The sequence below is a fragment of the Niveispirillum sp. SYP-B3756 genome (assembly GCF_009495745.1).
GTDB lineage: Bacteria > Pseudomonadota > Alphaproteobacteria > Azospirillales > Azospirillaceae > Niveispirillum.
In genome coordinates this window covers 475,882-493,391 of record NZ_WIDQ01000003.1, presented here as the reverse complement: position 1 = coordinate 493,391, position 17,510 = coordinate 475,882, and the positions used below count along the sequence as shown (strand labels likewise).

Here is a 17,510-nt window from a genome sequence, read left to right as displayed (position 1 = left end):
CGATGCTGTTGGCCATTGATGCCGGTAACACCAATGTGGTCTTCGCTGTGTTCGAGGGTGCGGCGATCCGGGGCCATTGGCGCATCTCTACCAACAGCCAGCGTACTGCCGATGAATATGCCGTCTGGTTGATCAGCCTGATGGCGATGAAGGGCCTGAAGCCTGCTGATATTACCGATGCCATTCTGTCGTCTGTGGTACCCGCCCAGACCTACGCCCTGACCAAGCTATGCGAAGAACATTTCGGTTGCGAACCGAAGCGGGTGGGCGATCCGCGCGTCGATCTGGGGATTGAGATCAAGCTGGATAATCCGCGCGAAGCGGGGGCCGACCGGTTGGTCAATGCCATATCCGCCCGTGCCTCCTATCCAGTACCGCTGGTGGTGATCGATATCGGCACCGGTACCACCTTTGACGTGGTGGATGAGACAGGTGGGTTTCTGGGCGGTGTCATAGCACCCGGCCCGGCGCTTTCCCTGGATGCCCTGCATAAGGTGGCCGCCCAATTGCCCAAGGTGGATATCCTGCGACCCGCCAGCGCCATCGGGCGCGGCACGGTGGGGGCCATGCAATCCGGCATGTTCTGGGGTTATACCGGCCTGATCGAAGGGATTTTGAAACGGATTATCGCCGAACTGTCACCCGACGGTTCGCGCAAGGTGACGGTCATTGGCACGGGCGGCCTGGTGCGCCTGTTCGCCGAGGAAAGCAACCTGATCCACCATATTGATGGAGACCTGACGTTGCGGGGTCTCCGGTTGATCCACGAACGCAACAGCCCCCGGACTGAAAACAGGACCGAATGAGCGATAGCAAACATTTGACGACTGAGGATTTCGATCCCGCCGCCCTGTATTTCCTGCCGCTAGGCGGTTCCGGCGAAATCGGCATGAATCTCAACCTCTACCATCACGCCGGCAAGTGGCTGATGGTTGATCTTGGGGTCAGTTTCGCTGACGAAACGACACCCGGTATCGAGATTATTTTGCCCGATACCAGCTTTATCGAGGAGCGGCTGGGCGATCTGGCCGGCATCCTGGTGACGCACGCGCATGAGGATCATCTGGGCGCCATTCCCTATCTGTGGGAGGATTTGCGCGTCCCGGTCTGGTGCACGCCCTTTGCAGCCAGCTTCTTGAAGGCGAAGCTGACGGAAAAGGGGCTGCAGAACAAGGTGCCGATCCACGCGCTGCCCCTTGGCGGCCGCGCCCATATTGGTCCTTTCGATATCGAACTGATCAGCCTGACCCACTCCATCCCCGAACCGAACGCCGTTGTAATTCGTACGCCGGCGGGTACGGTGCTGCATACGGGTGACTGGAAGCTGGACCCCGATCCGGTGATCGGCCTGCTGTCGAATGAGACGGCGCTGCAGAATCTGGGCCGGGAAGGCGTCACCGCTATGGTGTGCGACAGCACTAATGCGCTGGTGCCCGGTCGTTCCGGTTCCGAATCAGAAGTCCGTGACAGCTTCATGGACCTGTTCGGCCAGTATAAGGATACGCGGATCGCCGTCACCTGCTTTGCGAGCAACGTGGCGCGGCTCCATTCAATCACCCAGGCGGCCCATGCGCATGACCGGCAGGTGGCGCTGGTGGGCCGCTCCCTCTGGCGCATCAATGACGCAGCGCGCGAGAATGGCTACCTGACCGATCTGCCGCCCTTCCTGACAGAAAAGGAAGCGGGCTTCCTGCCGCGCGAAAAGGTGCTGTTGATCTGCACCGGCAGCCAGGGTGAGCCCCGCGCTGCCCTGTCGCGTATGGCGACGGGCGAACACCCGGATGTGACGCTGGAACGCGGTGACGTGGTGATCTTCTCTGCCCGTGAAATTCCCGGCAATGAGAAGTCAATCGGCAAGATCCAGAACGGCCTGCTGCGGCGGGGCATCAAGATCATCACGGCCGATGATGCCTTCGTGCATGTCTCCGGCCATCCGGCGCGCGAAGAGCTGGTGCAGATGTATCAATGGGTCCGCCCCAAGGTCGCCGTGCCGGTGCATGGGGAAGGCCGCCATCTGGCCGCCCATGCCGAATTGGCGCGCGGTTGTCAGGTGCCGGAGGTGCTGATACCGGAGGATGGCGGGGCAATCCGGTTGGCCCCCGGACCGGCGGCGCTGGTGGGACATGTCCATGCCGGCCGGCTTTGCATTGATGGCAAGCGCATCGTTCCGATGAATAATCACGCGCTGCGCGGCCGCACCCGCATGGCGCAGAGCGGGGCGGTGGTGGTAACGCTGGTGATGACGCCGCGTGGCGACCTTCTGGCCGATCCCAAAGTCTCCATCATGGGGCTGCTGGAAGAGGATGAGTATGAGGAGGAGATGACGGATTTGATCAGCCGCATCCGGGGGGCGGTGGACCAGTTGTCGCGTACCGCAAGGCTTGAGGATTCCTCCGTGAAGGAGGCCGCACGGGTGGCGGTACGGCGTAATTTCTCCGCGATGCAGGGCCGCAAGCCGATGACGGAAATCCATCTGGTTCGTATTTAGTTTCCCGTGCGCGCCACCATGTCGCAAGGGCCGGGGCTTTCGGTGCCCGACCCTTATGTTTATCTGTCGATAAAATAATGAACAGGGGGAAGAAATGATCGGTCGTTTGAACCATGTCGCCATCGTGGTGCCTGATCTGGCGGCGGCTACCGCAACTTATCGGGATACGCTGGGGGCCAAGGTCAGTGCGGCGCTGGACCTGCCCGACCATGGCGTGACCACGGTGTTCGTGGAATTACCCAACACCAAGATCGAACTGCTGCACCCGTTCGGGGAGGGCAGCCCGATCGCCAAGTTCCTGGCCAGCAACCCGTCCGGTGGTATTCACCATGTCTGTTACGAGGTGGAGGATATTCTGGCTGCCCGGGACAAGCTGAAGGCCGACGGGCTGCGTGTGCTGGGGGATGGGGAACCGAAGATCGGCGCCCATGGCAAGCCGGTTCTGTTCCTGCATCCCAAGGATCTTTACGGCACCTTGGTTGAAATCGAGAAGGTTTGACGGGAGCACATCATGGGCTGGGCGACCTGGGCGGCGATCTATTTCACAGTCTGGTGGACGGTTTTGTTCGCCGTGCTGCCGTTCGGCGTGAAACGCGAGGCGGCTGAACAGGTGGGGCACCAGCCCGGTGCCCCCGCCAACCCTCTGTTAATCAAGAAATTTATCTGGACCAGCATCATCTCCGCCCTGCTGGTGCTGGCTGCCTGGGCCACCAGCTACTATGGCTGGATCGATTGGCGGGCGCTGATGCGTGAGTAACGTTGCGTCCGGGTCGTCGCATTGTCGTTGCCCTCTGTCCCCCATCCCCCATCCCTTGAAGGGGGAATCGCTTCTGCACAGGGCGCGATGTGTCTGGCGTTACGGTTGCGCACTATGGGCAACGGAACACCCCGCCGGCGAGTTCCGGCCCCTGAAGCGGCAGGCAGACCAGTTCAATATCCCCGATCCGCGTGGCCTGGGCCGTGGTGGACCAGGGGGCGGCGGTGATGGAGAGCAGCCAGTCGCGCGCCGGCGTACCGCCGGACAGGGGAAAAGGCCCGCCCAGACTGTCCGTCAGCCAGGGCATTTTCAGAAAATACGCCGCCAGGGGGCAGAGCATCCGGAACTGCGCCGGGGCCAGGGCCAACCGGAAAAGATGGGGCAGGTAACCGGCGGTCCAGAGTTCCGCCATCAGGCTTTCCCAGCAAGGCAGCCCGCCCAGCCCCTGCGCCAGCCGGCGACCATATCGTGGGCCGGGGCAAGCTGTAGCTGCCCCAAATCCGGATTCCCAAGGCACGCCTGACGCAAATGCGCCTCAGGGGAGAGGCTTGATTCGTTCATGGGACTGCTGCCTTATCCCGCTGAATGGTCATATATCTGCCGTTACTGATGTATTTTACATCAGTAACAGATTTTATAAACCCCGAAATAGACGGCGCCCACCGGACAGGGTGGGCTGTCAGCATGGCTGGAATATCACCGCGTCAGATAAGGGCCGCACGCTCTCTCCTGGGCTGGACACAGCAGGAATTGGCGGATCGGGCCGTCGTGTCAGGGAACACCGTTCAACGGCTTGAACGGGGTGTGGCCGTGCGCGTGGATGTTTACCTGAAACTCTGGCGCACCCTGGAAGCTGCCGGGATCGAGTTCATCCCGGCGGCTGGTGATAAAGGGGAGGGAGTGCGGTTGGTGAGGGGCAATTAGAGATAATTCAATTGTATCCATCCTTTTCGGATTGAATAAGAAGCTATTTTATTTATCCTATCCATAGATATTAATACGCCTGCGCCTGAGGTAAAAATGACTATTCATGAAGATTTGTTTGAGGTTGTGAGGCAGTTGGAGTTTCAGGTATCAGTAGGTGGATCGCCTAGGGTAAAAGCCCCACTTTCAGCCTTGAAGGAAAGTGCTAGTAAAGTCGCAAAATCATTCTCGGGTTCTTGGTTGGGGTATCACTCTCGCATATATTACGAAAACCTAGTGCCAACTCCTGCTGGCGCAAATTTCAGCGCTGAGTGGGGGGCAAAAGACATGTCATTTACTGAGCTTGGCTCAACCGGTGATTGGGTTGAATATCAATATGATTTTATAATTAATTATATTAAACAGTGCTCTGGAAATCCAAATCTTGATGAAATTCAATCATTGGCGAAGGATGCGATTCGTTCTTTTGAGGAATCTATCTATAGAATTGCATCTATTTTAGAATCTGAGCTTGATATCGCTCCTGATACTTTTTTGTCTCGCCTCAAGGGAGATTTGGACTCAATAGAAATTTTTAGTGTAAATGATATAATAAAAAGAATGATGCCCAAAGGCAGTACGATGACTCGAGATTATCTGGCCGCATCTCAAGGGCATTTGACACCGCCTCACATTGAAATTATCGCGATTGTATCTCGTATCGAATATATTTTCTCTGCTTGTAAAAATATTTCTGACATCGCAAGACGAGCTGCTTCGCATCTGGAAAGAAAACATAATAGAAACATTTCTTCAAAAAGAGAGGGTACGAATGTGTTTATTGGTCATGGGCGCTCCATGTTATGGAGGGAGTTAAAAGATTTCATAAAAGATAGGGTGGGACTGCCTTGGGATGAATTTAATCGCGTTCCAGTTGCTGGTGTTACAAATATATCTCGATTGATTCAGATGCTTGATTCTGCGTCAATCGCTTTTCTTATTATGACTGCCGAAGATGAAATGTCTGACGGTAAAAATCATGCGCGCATGAACGTTATACATGAAGCGGGATTGTTTCAAGGTAGATTAGGATTTACAAGATCTATTATTCTTCTGGAAGAGGGTTGTGAAGAATTTTCGAATATACAGGGCTTAGGTCAAATAAGGTTCCCTAAGGGAAATATTTCTGCCTCATTTGAAGAGGTAAGGCTTGTGCTGGAGCGGGAAGGTCTAATTTGACTGGGTATTATATAAAATCTCACCCCGACCTCAGATACTTCACCGCCGCATCCCGCTCAAACAGATAAAGCAGCGTCCGTAACGCAACCCCGCGTTCGGACGCTAGTTCCGGGTCGCGCTCGATGATCAGTTTGGCGTCATCGCGCGCGACCGCCAGCAGTTCCCCATGCACGGCCACATCGGCCAGCCGGAATTCCGGGATGCCGGATTGCTTGGTGCCCAGCATTTCGCCGGCCCCGCGCAGTTCCAGGTCTTTTTCGGCGATCAGGAAGCCGTCTTCCGTCTCCTTCATCACCTGCAGGCGCTGGCGGGCGACCTCCCCCAGCGGCTGGTAATAGAGCAGCAGGCAGGTGGAGGCACCGGAACCGCGGCCCACCCGGCCGCGCAACTGGTGCAACTGGGCCAAGCCAAAGCGTTCGGCATGTTCGATGATCATGATGGTGGCTTCCGGCACATTCACGCCAACCTCAATCACCGTGGTCGCCACCAGAATATCCAGGTGCCCCTCGGCAAAGGCGGCCATCACGGCATCCTTTTCCGGCCCCTTCATCTTGCCATGGATCAGGCCCACCCGGTCGCCGAACCGTTCCAGCAAGGCGGCGTGGCGGTGGGTGGCGGCGGCCAGATCGACCTGTTCGCTTTCATCCACCAGCGGGCACACCCAATAGATACGTTGGCCGGACCCGATGGCGCGGGGCAGGCCGGATACCACCTCTTCCAGCCGGTCCGAATGCATCACCACGGTTTTCACCGGCTGGCGGCCCGGCGGCTTTTCATCCAGGCGGGAGACATCCATATCGCCATAGGCGGTCAGGGTCAGGGTGCGGGGAATGGGCGTGGCCGTCATCACCAGCGTATCCACCCCGCGCCCCTTGGCCGCCAGTTGCAGGCGCTGGTGAACGCCGAACTTGTGCTGTTCGTCGATCACCGCCAGCGCCAGATCGGCAAAGGCCACCTCGTCTTGAAACAGGGCATGGGTGCCGATCAGAATGTCGATCTCCCCCGCCGCCAGCCTTTCCAGCAGGGCAGCGCGCGCCTTGCCCTTGTCGCGCCCGGTCAGCACGGCCAGCCGAACGCCGGCAGCCTCGCAGAGGGGGGCCAGGGTTTCGGCGTGCTGGCGGGCCAGGATTTCGGTGGGGGCCATCAGCGCCCCCTGCGCCCCGGTTTCCACCGCGTTCAACAAAGCCATCAACGCCACAACGGTTTTGCCGCTGCCCACATCGCCCTGCAACAGCCGCAACATGCGCGATGGCTGGGCCATGTCGGCGTAAATCTCCGCCAGGGAGCGGGCCTGGGCGTGGGTCAGTTGATAGGGCAGGGCGGCTGTGATCTGGACGCGCAGGCGACCGTCGCCTTCCACCACGCGGCCCGCCAGCTTCTTCTGCGCGGCGCGCACCAGGGCCAGCGCCAACTGGTTGGCCAGCAACTCATCATAGGCCAGACGCTGGCGCACGGGGCCAAGCGGGTTGATATCCGCCTCATCCACCGGGTTGTGCAGGCGGGTGAGCGCGCTGTGCCAATCCGGCCAGTCGCGCCGCTTCAGCCAGGCCGCATCCTGCCATTCCGGCAGTTGTGGGGCGCGGGACAGCGCCGCCTGGATGGCGTTGCGCAGGGGCTTGGGGTTCAGGCCGCCGGTCAGGGGATATGTGGGTTCAACGGCAGAGGTGGCGGGGGCGCCATCCTCCACCGGGGCGGCATGGTCCGGGTGGGCAATCTGGAGCTGGTTATTATAATATTCCGCCTTGCCAGAGACGGTGATCAGGCTGCCGACGGGCAGCTTTTCCTTCAGCCAGTCGCCCTTGATGTGGAAATAAACCAGATCCATCAGGCCCGTATGGTCCATGCAGCGGATGCGGTAGGGCCGGTTGGGGGCCAGCGGCGGCATATGCCCATCCACCCGCACGGTCAGCACCACATTGCGCCCCTCCGGTGCTTCGCTGATGGAGGGCACGGCGATGCGGTCGACGATGCCGACCGGCTTGTGCCACAGCAAATCCACCACATGCGGGCCGGCCAGCCGCTCCGCCAGCTTGCCAAGACGCGGCCCCAGGCCCGGCAGGCTGGTGATGGGGGCGAAAAGGGGGAACAGGATGACGGGGCGCAAAGGGCGGGCTCCGGTAGGGCGAAACGAAGCGGGGTGGCTGACAGAAAGCCGTTGGGGCTCTATATCCTACCGTCAATTGGAACTGGAACCCCGATGATGGCAGAGATGAGCGAGATGGAATTGGATAATCGTCGCAAACGCCTGATTTTCCGCAGCGAACATCGCGGCACCAAGGAAATGGACCTGCTGATGGGCAGCTTTGCCCGGCAATATCTGGCCGGGATGAGCGAGGCGGAAGTGGATGCCTATGAGGCACTGATGGAGAATCCAGACCCTGACATCTATAACTGGATCACCAAGGTGGAACCCGTGCCCGCCGAATGGCAGGGGCCGTTGATGGAGAAGTTGCAAGCCCATCAGGTGGTGTGACCGTCAGCGCCGTGCCTTGAAGAAGCGGCGCAGTTGTTCCGCCGCCCGGCGTTCCTGGAAACCGCCATAGGTTTCCGGGGCGTGGTGGCAGGTGGGCTGTTGGAAGAAGCGGGGGCCGTGCTCCACGGCCCCGCCCTTTGGATCATAGGCGCCGAAATAGACCCGGCGCAGGCGGGCGAAACTGATCGCCGCCGCGCACATGGCGCACGGTTCCAGCGTTACATACAGGTCCAGGCCCGGCAGGCGGGCGCTGCCCAGGCTGGCCGCCGCTGCGCGGATGGCCAGGATTTCGGCATGGGCGGTGGGGTCGGCCAGCTCCTCCGTCCGGTTGCCGGCGCTGGCCAGGATGCGGCCGTCGCGCGGGTCCAGGATCACGGCACCCACCGGCACCTCGCCCCGCGCGGCAGCGGATGCTGCCTCGGCAAAGGCGAGGTCCATGGGGGCAGGGGGGGGGCTGGCGGATATCGGCGCGGGAGGCTTGGGCATGATGGGCCCAAGGCTGCCCCCGGCGCTGCCCCCCGTCAAGCGCGCGGCACCCATGGCGGCGGCGGTGGCTGGCGGCGCTTTACCTGGGGCAGGCTCCCGCGTAAAGTCCGCCACCATGTCCCGTATTCCGTATGATCCCTTGCATCAGGTGGCCGTCGAAGACGTCGCCGATGATGCCGAAACGACCGATGCCGCCCCCCTGCCGGGGGGTGAACGCGTTGCCAAACGTCTTGCCCGCGCCGGTGTCTGCTCCCGGCGCGACGCTGAAAAGCTGATCGCCGACCGCCGCGTGTCCGTGAATGGGCGGGTGCTGGACAGCCCCGCCTTTCTGGTGCGCGATGGCGACCGTATTGTGGTGGATGGCAAGGCCGTGGCCGAGCCGGAGCCGACGCGCCTGTGGCGCTACCACAAGCCCGAGGGGCTGGTGACGACGGCCCGCGATGAACAGGGCCGCGCCACCGTGTTCGACAATCTGCCGGGCGACCTGCCGCGCGTGGTGTCGGTGGGCCGGCTGGATCTCTCGTCCGAAGGGCTGCTGCTGCTGACCAATGATGGGGAGCTGGCCCGCTTCCTGGAACTGCCCAGCACCGGCTGGCTGCGCCGTTACCGCATCCGCGTGCATGGTACGCCGACGCCGGAAACCATGCGCCGGCTGGCGGAAGGGGTGGTGGTGGATGGCATCGCCTATGGCCCGATCGAAACGGTGATCGACCGCACGGTCGGCTATAATTCCTGGCTGACCGTGGGTTTGCGCGAAGGTAAGAACCGCGAAGTTCGCCGCGTCTTCGATTATCTGGGCCTGCCGGTCAGCCGGCTGATCCGCGTCGCCTATGGTCCGTTCCAGTTGGGCAAGCTGGATCGTGGCGAGGTGGAGGAGGTGCCGCGCCGCGTGCTGCGCGAGCAGATCCCCGATTTCTTCCCCGCCGATGCGGTGGAACCGCCGCCGGCCCCCGGTGCGGCCCCAAAGCCGGCACCGCGTATGCGCTATGACCGCTTGCCCAAGGCCATGGCGGAACAGGCCCCAGCCGCCGCCACCAAGGGCGGTGTCAAGCCGGCCGGCCGCCCGTCGGCGGCCAAGGCGCGGGATAATGTGGAACGGATGCTGGGGGGCAAGCCCAAGCCAAAGCCCGGCCCCCATATGGCGGGAAAGCCGGCGGTGGATGCCCGCCCGACCAATGCCGCCGACCGCCGCGCCGCCGCGGCGGGCTTGAGCGATTCCGCCCGCAAGGCAGTGGCGGCGATGGACCGTGCCTTGTCCAAGGGCGATATCCCGGCGGATGGGCCGGCAGCACCGCGTCGGGCTGCCAAACCCACCCCGGCCAAGGGGCCGCGCGGTGATGCAGGGGGCAAGGGTGCGAATCGTCGGCGGTGAGTTGCGCGGCCGGCGGCTGGAGGCACCGACGGGGCGCGATGTGCGCCCCACCAGCGACCGGACCCGGCAATCCCTGTTCAACATTCTGGCCCATGGCGATTGGGCGGCCGATGGCGGCGATGTGCTGGACGGCGCCGTGGTGCTGGATGCCTTTTGCGGCACCGGTGCCCTGGCGCTGGAAGCTTTGTCACGCGGGGGCGCCAGCGCCCTGCTGCTGGACAAGGCCCGCCCATCGCTGGACATGGCGCGGCGCAATGCCGACAGCCTGGGGGTGACGGCGCGCTGCCGCTTCATCCTGGGCGACGCCGGCAAGCCGCCGGCGGCCCCGGCGGCGGCAACACTGGCCTTTCTGGACCCGCCCTATGCGCAGGATCTGGCCCCGCCGGCACTCACCGCCCTGTCGGCAGCGGGCTGGCTGGCGCCCGGTGCGCTGGTCTGTGTGGAGGTGGGGGAGCGTGACCCGCTGACCGTCCCGCCGGGGTTTGCGATGCTGGATGAACGCGCCTATACCCAGGCGCGCATCCTGTTCCTACGCTGCCTCGCGGGTGCTGTCTGACTCATTGGCCTTCTGCGGGACAAAAGGGCTGATGGTCACCCGGTTGCGACCCGCCTGCTTGGAGCGGTACAGCGCCTTGTCCGCCAGCCGCACCAGTTCTTCGGGCGGCAGATCGTTCAGGTTGCCGACGCCGGCCAACCCGATGCTGACGGTGATGGTGTGGTAGGGGCTGTCCGCATGGGGGATCTGCAGGGCGGCGACACGGGCGCGGATATGTTCCGCCACCGTTTGCGCATTGTCGATATTGCTGTGGGGGAGCAGAATAATGAACTCCTCCCCGCCATAACGGGCCACCAGATCCTGCGCCGCCGGCAGCGCTTCAGCCAGGGTCTGGGCAACCGCGCGCAGGGCCTTGTCCCCGGCCTCATGCCCATAGCGATCATTGAACGTCTTGAACAGGTCGATATCCAGCATCAATACGCTGAAATGTGTCGACCCGGCCTTGCTGTAATCGGCCAATAGCCTTTCGACGCGGCGGCGGTTGGCGACACCGGTCAGCGCATCGGTCTCCGCCGCCTGATGCAATTGCCGGTTGGCTTCGGCCAACTGCATCTGCATCTCTCCCCGGCGGCCATTTTCGCAGTAAAGCAGGCAGACCAGCAGGATCATCCCCCCCACCAGTGCGGTGGTCGTGGCACCGATGGTCATGGTCTTGTCCGCCCAATTCCGGAAAATGGTGTCGGTCGATTGGGCGACATTGATGAAAAGCGGATAACCGGTGATGGGTGTGGAGACATAGAGCCGCTTAACATGGTCGATGGCGGCCACATCCTCAAACACCCGTTCCCCGGCGATGGCGCGGCTGACACCGCGAAATTTGGAAAGATCACGGCCGATCACCTGCGGATCATAGGGGCGGCGGCCGATAACGATACCATTACCGGTAAACAGGGTTATCGAACCACCGGTTTCCAGGCCGATGCGATCGAACAGCTTGTTGAAATAGGTCAGTTGGATGCCGGCGACCAGAACGCCGGCGAACCGTCCCTGCGCATCATCCAGCCGCAGGCTGGCGACAATCAGCGGCGTCCCGTCGGACAAGGCGGCATAAGGGCCGGAGATATGAAGGCCGGTGTCCGGGCTTTCCCGATGGTGGGCGAAATAGGGACGCCAGCTTAGATTCTGCTGGTCATAATCACTGCCGGCATTGCCCAGCACAATAAGACCATTGCCATTGGTCGCCCCGGCCAGCTTTATCGCATCCGGCATGGCCAGCAACAGCATGTCCAGCCGTTCGCGCGCCAGGTGCGTGTCACCGGCGGTGATGGCCCCCCGCACGCCCAGCAGCATCCGTTCCAGCGTATTGAGGGAGCCGCCGATATCCGTGGCCAGGGCATTGCCGACATTGCTGGCGGAGGCTGTGGCAGCGGCGCGTGTTTTCGCCCTGTCCTCTGCCAACTGTCCCAGAATGATGGCCAACAGCCCCAGGGCGAGAAACGTGGCAAGCCAGAAATATAATCTGGCTGCGGTATGTCCGGTTCTGATGGGCATCGTCCGCCTGACGCATAATGAAAAGCGAATTCAAGTGGAGCTTAGCATGTCTGTGTGCAGCGCACAGGGGGGCGTGACGACACTTTGGGTTAGGTTGCCATCCTGATGGATTCTGCCCGCGGCATGAGGGGGACTGATTCGCGGCTGGACCTGCCCCGGACCGGGTGGAGCGCCAGGGAGCCCGAAAGCAGAGAGCGGCACATCACGGTGCCGCAGGTCCATCCTCACGTCTGTGGGGGAGCCATCCGCAAGGCTGGTCTCGATCCCGACGACGAAGGTCCATCCCCACGTCTGTGGGGGAGCCGGCCTGTGACCAGGCAGCGGTTTCAGCCTGCCGGGTCCATCCCCACGTCTGTGGGGGAGCCTGACTGACACTACCGTTAACCCATCCTGTATCAGGTCCATCCCCACGTCTGTGGGGGAGCCGCTTCAACCCGCTCATTGGCCTGGTACATGGCGGGTCCATCCCCACGTCTGTGGGGGAGCCTCGCGGTAAGACTGGATCAGGATGGTGCCGTCAGGTCCATCCCCACGTCTGTGGGGGAGCCGCGGCGATGCTGCTAGTCATTTTGCTTCCTCGGGGTCCATCCCCACGTCTGTGGGGGAGCCGATAAAGTGCTGGATCAGGAATGCTACGATCGAGGTCCATCCCCACGTCTGTGGGGGAGCCGGCGGTTATCCTGTCATCGTGCGATGGATGCGGGGTCCATCCCCACGTCTGTGGGGGAGCCGCAACGACGGCAATACCGCTGCTCGAGCAGGCGGGTCCATCCCCACGTCTGTGGGGGAGCCTTCGCTTACGATCAGCAAAACTATTTTGGTCAAGGTCCATCCCCACGTCTGTGGGGGAGCCCAGCCAATTTCCTGGGCGGCCCTGTACGAGCAAGGTCCATCCCCACGTCTGTGGGGGAGCCGCCAAGGGGAATACCCCCAGCAACGTCCCGGCAGGTCCATCCCCACGTCTGTGGGGGAGCCAGCGCACCAGAACGCGGGGCGGGCGTGTCATCAGGTCCATCCCCACGTCTGTGGGGGAGCCGGGCCGGATGGCCGGCCCCGCCTGTGGATGGAGGGTCCATCCCCACGTCTGTGGGGGAGCCTCAACCGTACCATTCAGCTTGCCAAGCGCCACGGGTCCATCCCCACGTCTGTGGGGGAGCCTGCACCAGTGCGCCGGCATTCTCACGCAGGCTGGGTCCATCCCCACGTCTGTGGGGGAGCCACGTTGGCCAGCACCCAGGCCACCCGTGCTGATGGTCCATCCCCACGTCTGTGGGGGAGCCTCTAGGCTTGATATACCTGAAATTATTCACTTGTCCAAGATTTTCCCCCAGAATATTATCTCAACATATCCCCTATTGCGAGAGGGAAATCATGCTGAAAGGGCGGTTGGGGCTGGAGACGGCGCGGGTGCCCCATGCTGACCGCCATGGCTTGATCTGGCTTTCGCGTGGGGGCCTCACCGTGGAAAATGGCTGTCTGCGCTTTGCGGCTGCGGGCGGGCCGGATATGCCGGCCGGGCTTTATGACATTCCCTTTCAGGGCATCAGCCTGATCCTGCTGGGGCCGGGCAGCACGGTCAGCCATGATGTGCTGCGCCTGATGGCGCGCCATGGCACCGGGCTGGCCGCTGTGGGGGATGATGGGGTGCGGGCCTATACCGCCCCGCCCCTGGGGGCCGATGACAGCCAGATTGCCCGGCGGCAGGCCCGTGTGTGGGCCGATGCGGAGGGGGCGCGCCTGTCCATCGCCCGCCGGCTTTATGCCTGGCGGCTGGGGGAGGTGCTGCCGCACCAGGATATCACCGTGCTGCGCGGGATAGAGGGTGCCAGGATGAAGGAAACCTATCGGCTGCTGGCCAAACGTCATGGCATTCAATGGGACGGAAGGCGCTATGACCGGGCCAACCCTAATGCCGCCGATGCCGCCAATCAGGCCATCAACCATGCGGCCACAGCGGTGGAGGCAGCGGCGGCCATTGCCGTGGCGGCGACCTCTGCCGTACCGCAACTGGGCTTCATCCATGAGGATTCGGCCAACGCCTTCACCCTGGACATTGCCGACCTGTACCGGGACCAGATGACCCTGCCCATTGCCTTTCAGGCGGTGAAGGCGGCGGAGAAAGACCCGACCGTGCCACTGGAACGGCAGGTGCGCCGCATCGCCGGGCGGGCCTTTCGGGATCAGGGGCTGATCCCCGGCATGATCGACCGCATCAAAACCCTGTTCGATGCCGCCTGACGGGCAGAAAGGCCGCCACACCCATGCCCATGACCCTGCTGGTGACACGCGATGTGCCGGACCGGTTCCGGGGCTTCCTGGCCTCGGTGATGCTGGAACTGGCCCCCGGCCTGTATGTCTCCCCGGCATTGACCGCCGGCGTGCGCGGCCGCATCTGGCGGGTGATGGCGGAATGGCATGGGGAGCTGGGGGAGGGCAGCATCGTGCTGGTCTGGCAGGATCGCAGCGCCCCCGGCGGGCTGGGGATGGAGTTTCTGGGCACCCCGGCGCGCGAACTGGTGGATTATGACGGGCTGTATCTGGCCCGGCTGCGGGCGGGGGCTGCCCCGGATGCGGTTGCAGTGGCGACGGCGACGATGGCGGGGCATTGATGGACGGTCGCTTTTCCCCTTCCGCCCCCTTGGCGGATGTGCCCGCCGCCCTGGCGCTGGCCAAGGCGGACTTGGCGGGCGACAAGGGGCCGCTGGCCCTGACATTGGCCGACCATTGCGCCGATGTGGCCGCCAGTTTCCGCGCCCTGCTGCGGCTGGCCGGCGTGCGGGGGCGGCTGGCGCGGCTGGCCGGGCGGGATGATCTGACCGACCAGGAATGCGACCGGCTGTCGGTGCTGGCCGCCCTGCATGATGCCGGCAAGGTCACGGTGCGGTTCCAGCGCCGCATCCGGGGCGACAAGACCGCCGGGGGCGGGCATATCGGCCCGCTCTGGTCGATGTTGAACTGGAATGCTGCACGGAATGCGGCCAAGCGGCAACGGCAGGGAATTGTGCGGCGGTCACTTGACCTCGCCACGGTGGGCGGCTGGTTTCAGCCAGACCCTGACCTCGACCCTGATCGTTATTACGACAACGAACCATTGCACATGGTGCTGAGCGCCATTCTGGCCCACCATGGCGCGCTGACGGAAGCGGCGGAGCCGGCGGAACAGGATTGGGCGGCGACGGGCGGCTATGACCCGCTGACAGCATTGGCCGACCTGTCGGCGCGGGTGCGCCGCTGGTTCCCGCTGGCCTTCGCCGGTGATGTGGGGGAGGCTCTGACCATCACCGCCCGCTTCACCTATGCGCTGGCCGGGTTGATGGTGTGGGCGGACTGGCTGGGGTCCGACACTGCCGCGTTTCCCCTGATGGGGCTGGCGGAGCTGGCGGGCTGGGGCGATGACCGTTTTGGCTGGTCGACGGGGCAGGCTGCGGCGATGCTGCGCGCCCGGCATCTGGATGCCAGCCTGCGTCAGGCGGGGGCCGCCGCCCTGCCCTGGGGCTTTGCCGGGCTGTTCCCGGATGCGGCGGCCCAATCCTGGCAGCCCCGCCCGTTGCAGCAAGCCATGCTGGGGCTGGACGTGGCGGGCCTGCGCCCCGGTGCTACCCTGGTGGCAGAGGCGGAAACCGGCAGCGGCAAGACAGAGGCTGCCATCGCCCTGTTCCTGGCCCTGCTGCGGGCGGGCAGGGTGGATGGGATGTATTTCGCCCTGCCCACCCGCGCTTCCGCCGTGCAGATCCATGCCCGCATCCGCGATGCGCTGCAGGCCGCCCTGGGGGAACAGGTCGCCCCGCCGGTCGGGCTGGCCGTGCCGGGCTATTTGCGGGTGGATGGCGATGATGGGGTGCGTCTGCCCGGCCACCGCATCGCCTGGCCGGATGGTGACGCAGGCCGGCTGGATGACCGGCGCTGGGCAGCGGCGCACAGCAGCCGCTATCTGGCCGGGCCGGTGATGGTGGGCACCATCGACCAGTTGCTGCTGGGCGGGCTGCAGGTGCGCCATGCCCCGCTGCGGTCGGCCGCCATGCTGCGGCAATTGCTGGTGGTCGACGAATGTCACGCATCCGAAACGTACACGAATGCTCTTTTATGCAACATGCTGGATCAGCACCGCGCCGCCGGGGGCTTCACCCTGTTGATGTCCGCCACGCTGGGGGCCGTGGCACGGGCGAAACTGACCAACACCAAACGGCCAGATCTGGCGGCTGCCTGTGAGGTGCCCTATCCCTGCCTGCTGGGGGCGGCGGGTGTGGTGCCCCTGGCGCGGGATGCGACCCTGCCGGCGCGGGAGATCAGCCTGGAACGGCATAACCCGGCGGCGCTGGAAGCTCTGGTGCGCCGGGCCATCAGCGCCGCAGAGGCCGGGGCGCATGTGCTGATCATGCGCAACACAGTGCGTGATGCGGCGGCAACCCAGCTGCTGCTGGAAGGCCTGTGCCCGAACCGGGATTGGTTGTTCCAGGTGGAGGGCCGCCCGGCCCCACACCATGCCCGCTTCGCGGCAGAGGACAGGCAGCGGCTGGATGAGGCGCTGCAAAAGGCGTTCGGGGGCGGGCGCAGTGAGAAAGGCTGTATCGCCGTCACCACCCAGACCGCGGAACAGAGCCTGGATATTGATGCCGATCTGTTGATCACCGACCTGTGCCCGGCGGACGTGCTGTTGCAGCGGCTGGGCCGGCTGCACCGGCACCGCTGGCGCAACAACCGACCCGAGGGTTTCACCCACCCGCGCGCCCTGATCCTGTCGCCGGGCGCTGCCGCCCTGGCCGACGGGATACAGCGCGATGGCAAGCCGAAACGGGGGGCCGGCAGCGGGGTGGGCACGGTTTACCGCAACCTGCTGGCCCTGGCCGCCACGGCAGAGGCGCTGGCGGAAAATCCGGTCTGGCAGATACCGACGATGAACCGCGCGTTGGTGGAAAACATCACCCATCCCGACGCTCTGCTGGCCCTGGCCCGGCGGCTGGATGGGGGGACGGCGGGCCTGTGGAGCCAGCATTACAACCATATCTGGGGAAAAAGTGCCGCCGAGCAGCAGCTTGCCGATCAGGTGAGGCTGAATTGGCAGGAATGGGATGCCGCCAAGCTGGAGCAGGAGGGCGAGGCCGCAACAGAGGTGACAACCCGGCTGGGCGACCGTGACCGGCGGGTAGAGCTGGATGCCGGTACGATGGGTGCCTTCGGCCACCCCGTCACCGCCCTGACCATCCCCGCTCACCTGCTGCGCGGCGTGCCGCTGGAGGCGATGCCGGCGGTGGAGGCGATGGCGGAGGGGCTGCGGGTGCGGGTGGAGAGCAGCATTCTATTGTATGATCGTTTTGGCTTGAGGACGTAGATTCTCGCAGTGTTTAGAGTTATATGTGAACCCTTCCCACCCAATGTGGGATCGACCCTCGGTCTGTCGCACCGGCTCGATAGAGGCTCCTCCGAACACTCGGAGATTTGAAGGGCTATTTCGGCACCTCATTCTAAGCCGCCGTAACGAGCGGAAGGCCAGTTGTCGATAATCCGCTCCTAACTCGGTATGTCGAAGCGGCTCGATTAAATTATCTGGACACAGGTAAAATTTTTTGAGATCGTGAGGTGTGGACTGGTACTCCACACCTCACCCGCTACCCCAACCCGCTAAAGCTGAAGGGAGGCGTTAAGGATGATTGCGATAATCTTCCTGACAAGATCATATTCAAATGCCTGACGGCTCGCAAGAATTTGCTGCAGGCGCTTAGCGCGAGGCGGGCGCCTGCACGCCCC

General features: G+C 63.3%; 16 protein-coding genes and 1 CRISPR repeat array. Of the genes, 12 read left to right on the top strand and 4 right to left on the bottom strand.

Going from position 1 to position 17,510, the window contains the following annotated elements:
- The first annotated feature begins 2 nt into the window (after positions 1-2).
- From GE253_RS09255 to GE253_RS09240, 4 genes are all read left to right on the top strand, one after another.
- Positions 3-806, top strand: coding sequence for a type III pantothenate kinase (locus GE253_RS09255; RefSeq protein ID WP_153203828.1), 804 nt, complete (start codon positions 3-5; stop codon positions 804-806).
- On the top strand, positions 803-2,488 hold the full coding sequence (locus tag GE253_RS09250; RefSeq protein WP_153203827.1) for a ribonuclease J: 1,686 nt from the start codon (positions 803-805) through the stop codon (positions 2,486-2,488). The genes GE253_RS09255 and GE253_RS09250 overlap by 4 nt, the downstream gene beginning before the upstream one ends.
- 94 nt (positions 2,489-2,582) lie before the next feature.
- Entirely contained in the window at positions 2,583-2,987 is a 405-nt protein-coding gene (gene mce, locus GE253_RS09245; RefSeq protein ID WP_153203826.1) for a methylmalonyl-CoA epimerase, read from the top strand.
- Positions 2,988-2,999: 12 nt separating this feature from the next.
- The gene (locus GE253_RS09240; protein ID WP_153203825.1) at positions 3,000-3,245 is read left to right on the top strand and encodes a DUF1467 family protein; all 246 of its coding nucleotides are present in this window, start codon (positions 3,000-3,002) and stop codon (positions 3,243-3,245) included.
- Between the two features lie 112 nt (positions 3,246-3,357).
- On the opposite strand, the gene GE253_RS09235 is transcribed toward GE253_RS09240, so the two are convergent.
- Entirely contained in the window at positions 3,358-3,657 is a 300-nt protein-coding gene (locus GE253_RS09235) for a hypothetical protein (protein ID WP_153203824.1), read from the bottom strand.
- A gap of 173 nt (positions 3,658-3,830) precedes the next feature.
- Here GE253_RS09235 and GE253_RS09230 point away from each other — a divergent pair, with 173 nt between their 5' ends.
- Both GE253_RS09230 and GE253_RS09225 read left to right on the top strand, forming a co-directional pair.
- Complete coding sequence (locus tag GE253_RS09230; protein WP_348770804.1) at positions 3,831-4,169, top strand: helix-turn-helix domain-containing protein; 339 nt, start codon at positions 3,831-3,833, stop codon at positions 4,167-4,169.
- A 96-nt stretch (positions 4,170-4,265) separates the two neighbouring features.
- Positions 4,266-5,387 (top strand): TIR domain-containing protein, encoded by a 1,122-nt coding sequence (locus GE253_RS09225; protein WP_153203822.1) that lies wholly within the window; start codon positions 4,266-4,268, stop codon positions 5,385-5,387.
- A gap of 19 nt (positions 5,388-5,406) precedes the next feature.
- On the opposite strand, the gene recG is transcribed toward GE253_RS09225, so the two are convergent.
- Positions 5,407-7,491, bottom strand: a complete 2,085-nt coding sequence (recG, locus tag GE253_RS09220; RefSeq protein WP_153203821.1) for an ATP-dependent DNA helicase RecG — start codon at positions 7,489-7,491, stop codon at positions 5,407-5,409.
- 105 nt (positions 7,492-7,596) lie between these two features.
- Between recG and GE253_RS09215 the strand changes: the two genes are divergently transcribed.
- On the top strand, positions 7,597-7,860 hold the full coding sequence (locus GE253_RS09215; protein ID WP_247878566.1) for a succinate dehydrogenase assembly factor 2: 264 nt from the start codon (positions 7,597-7,599) through the stop codon (positions 7,858-7,860).
- A gap of 3 nt (positions 7,861-7,863) precedes the next feature.
- Here GE253_RS09215 and GE253_RS09210 read toward each other — a convergent pair whose 3' ends face one another.
- A complete protein-coding gene (locus tag GE253_RS09210) occupies positions 7,864-8,298 on the bottom strand; it encodes a nucleoside deaminase (RefSeq protein WP_153203963.1) in 435 nt (144 codons plus the stop codon).
- A 46-nt stretch (positions 8,299-8,344) separates the two neighbouring features.
- On the opposite strand from GE253_RS09210, the gene GE253_RS09205 reads away from it, so the two are divergent.
- Together GE253_RS09205 and GE253_RS09200 are read left to right on the top strand one after the other, a co-directional pair.
- Positions 8,345-9,718: a pseudouridine synthase gene (locus tag GE253_RS09205; RefSeq protein ID WP_247878565.1), complete on the top strand. Its 1,374-nt coding sequence runs from the start codon at positions 8,345-8,347 to the stop codon at positions 9,716-9,718.
- Complete coding sequence (locus GE253_RS09200; protein WP_348770803.1) at positions 9,699-10,274, top strand: RsmD family RNA methyltransferase; 576 nt, start codon at positions 9,699-9,701, stop codon at positions 10,272-10,274. The genes GE253_RS09205 and GE253_RS09200 overlap by 20 nt, the downstream gene beginning before the upstream one ends.
- Here GE253_RS09200 and GE253_RS09195 read toward each other — a convergent pair.
- Positions 10,248-11,693 (bottom strand): sensor domain-containing diguanylate cyclase, encoded by a 1,446-nt coding sequence (locus tag GE253_RS09195; protein ID WP_173012568.1) that lies wholly within the window; start codon positions 11,691-11,693, stop codon positions 10,248-10,250. The genes GE253_RS09200 and GE253_RS09195 overlap by 27 nt on opposite strands.
- Before the next feature lie 287 nt (positions 11,694-11,980).
- Positions 11,981-13,045: direct repeats of the CRISPR family, unit length 28 nt; unit sequence GGTCCATCCCCACGTCTGTGGGGGAGCC.
- Positions 13,046-13,136: 91 nt separating this feature from the next.
- Here GE253_RS09195 and cas1e point away from each other — a divergent pair.
- Genes cas1e through cas3 form a run of 3 tightly spaced genes read left to right on the top strand, consistent with a single transcriptional unit; the run spans position 13,137 to position 17,094 of the window.
- Positions 13,137-14,003 (top strand): type I-E CRISPR-associated endonuclease Cas1e, encoded by an 867-nt coding sequence (cas1e, locus tag GE253_RS09190; protein ID WP_153203818.1) that lies wholly within the window; start codon positions 13,137-13,139, stop codon positions 14,001-14,003.
- Between the two features lie 23 nt (positions 14,004-14,026).
- A complete protein-coding gene (gene cas2e, locus GE253_RS09185) occupies positions 14,027-14,374 on the top strand; it encodes a type I-E CRISPR-associated endoribonuclease Cas2e (RefSeq protein ID WP_153203817.1) in 348 nt (115 codons plus the stop codon).
- Entirely contained in the window at positions 14,374-17,094 is a 2,721-nt protein-coding gene (gene cas3 / locus GE253_RS09180; protein WP_153203816.1) for a CRISPR-associated helicase Cas3', read from the top strand. The genes cas2e and cas3 overlap by 1 nt, the downstream gene beginning before the upstream one ends.
- Positions 17,095-17,510: the final 416 nt, after the last annotated feature.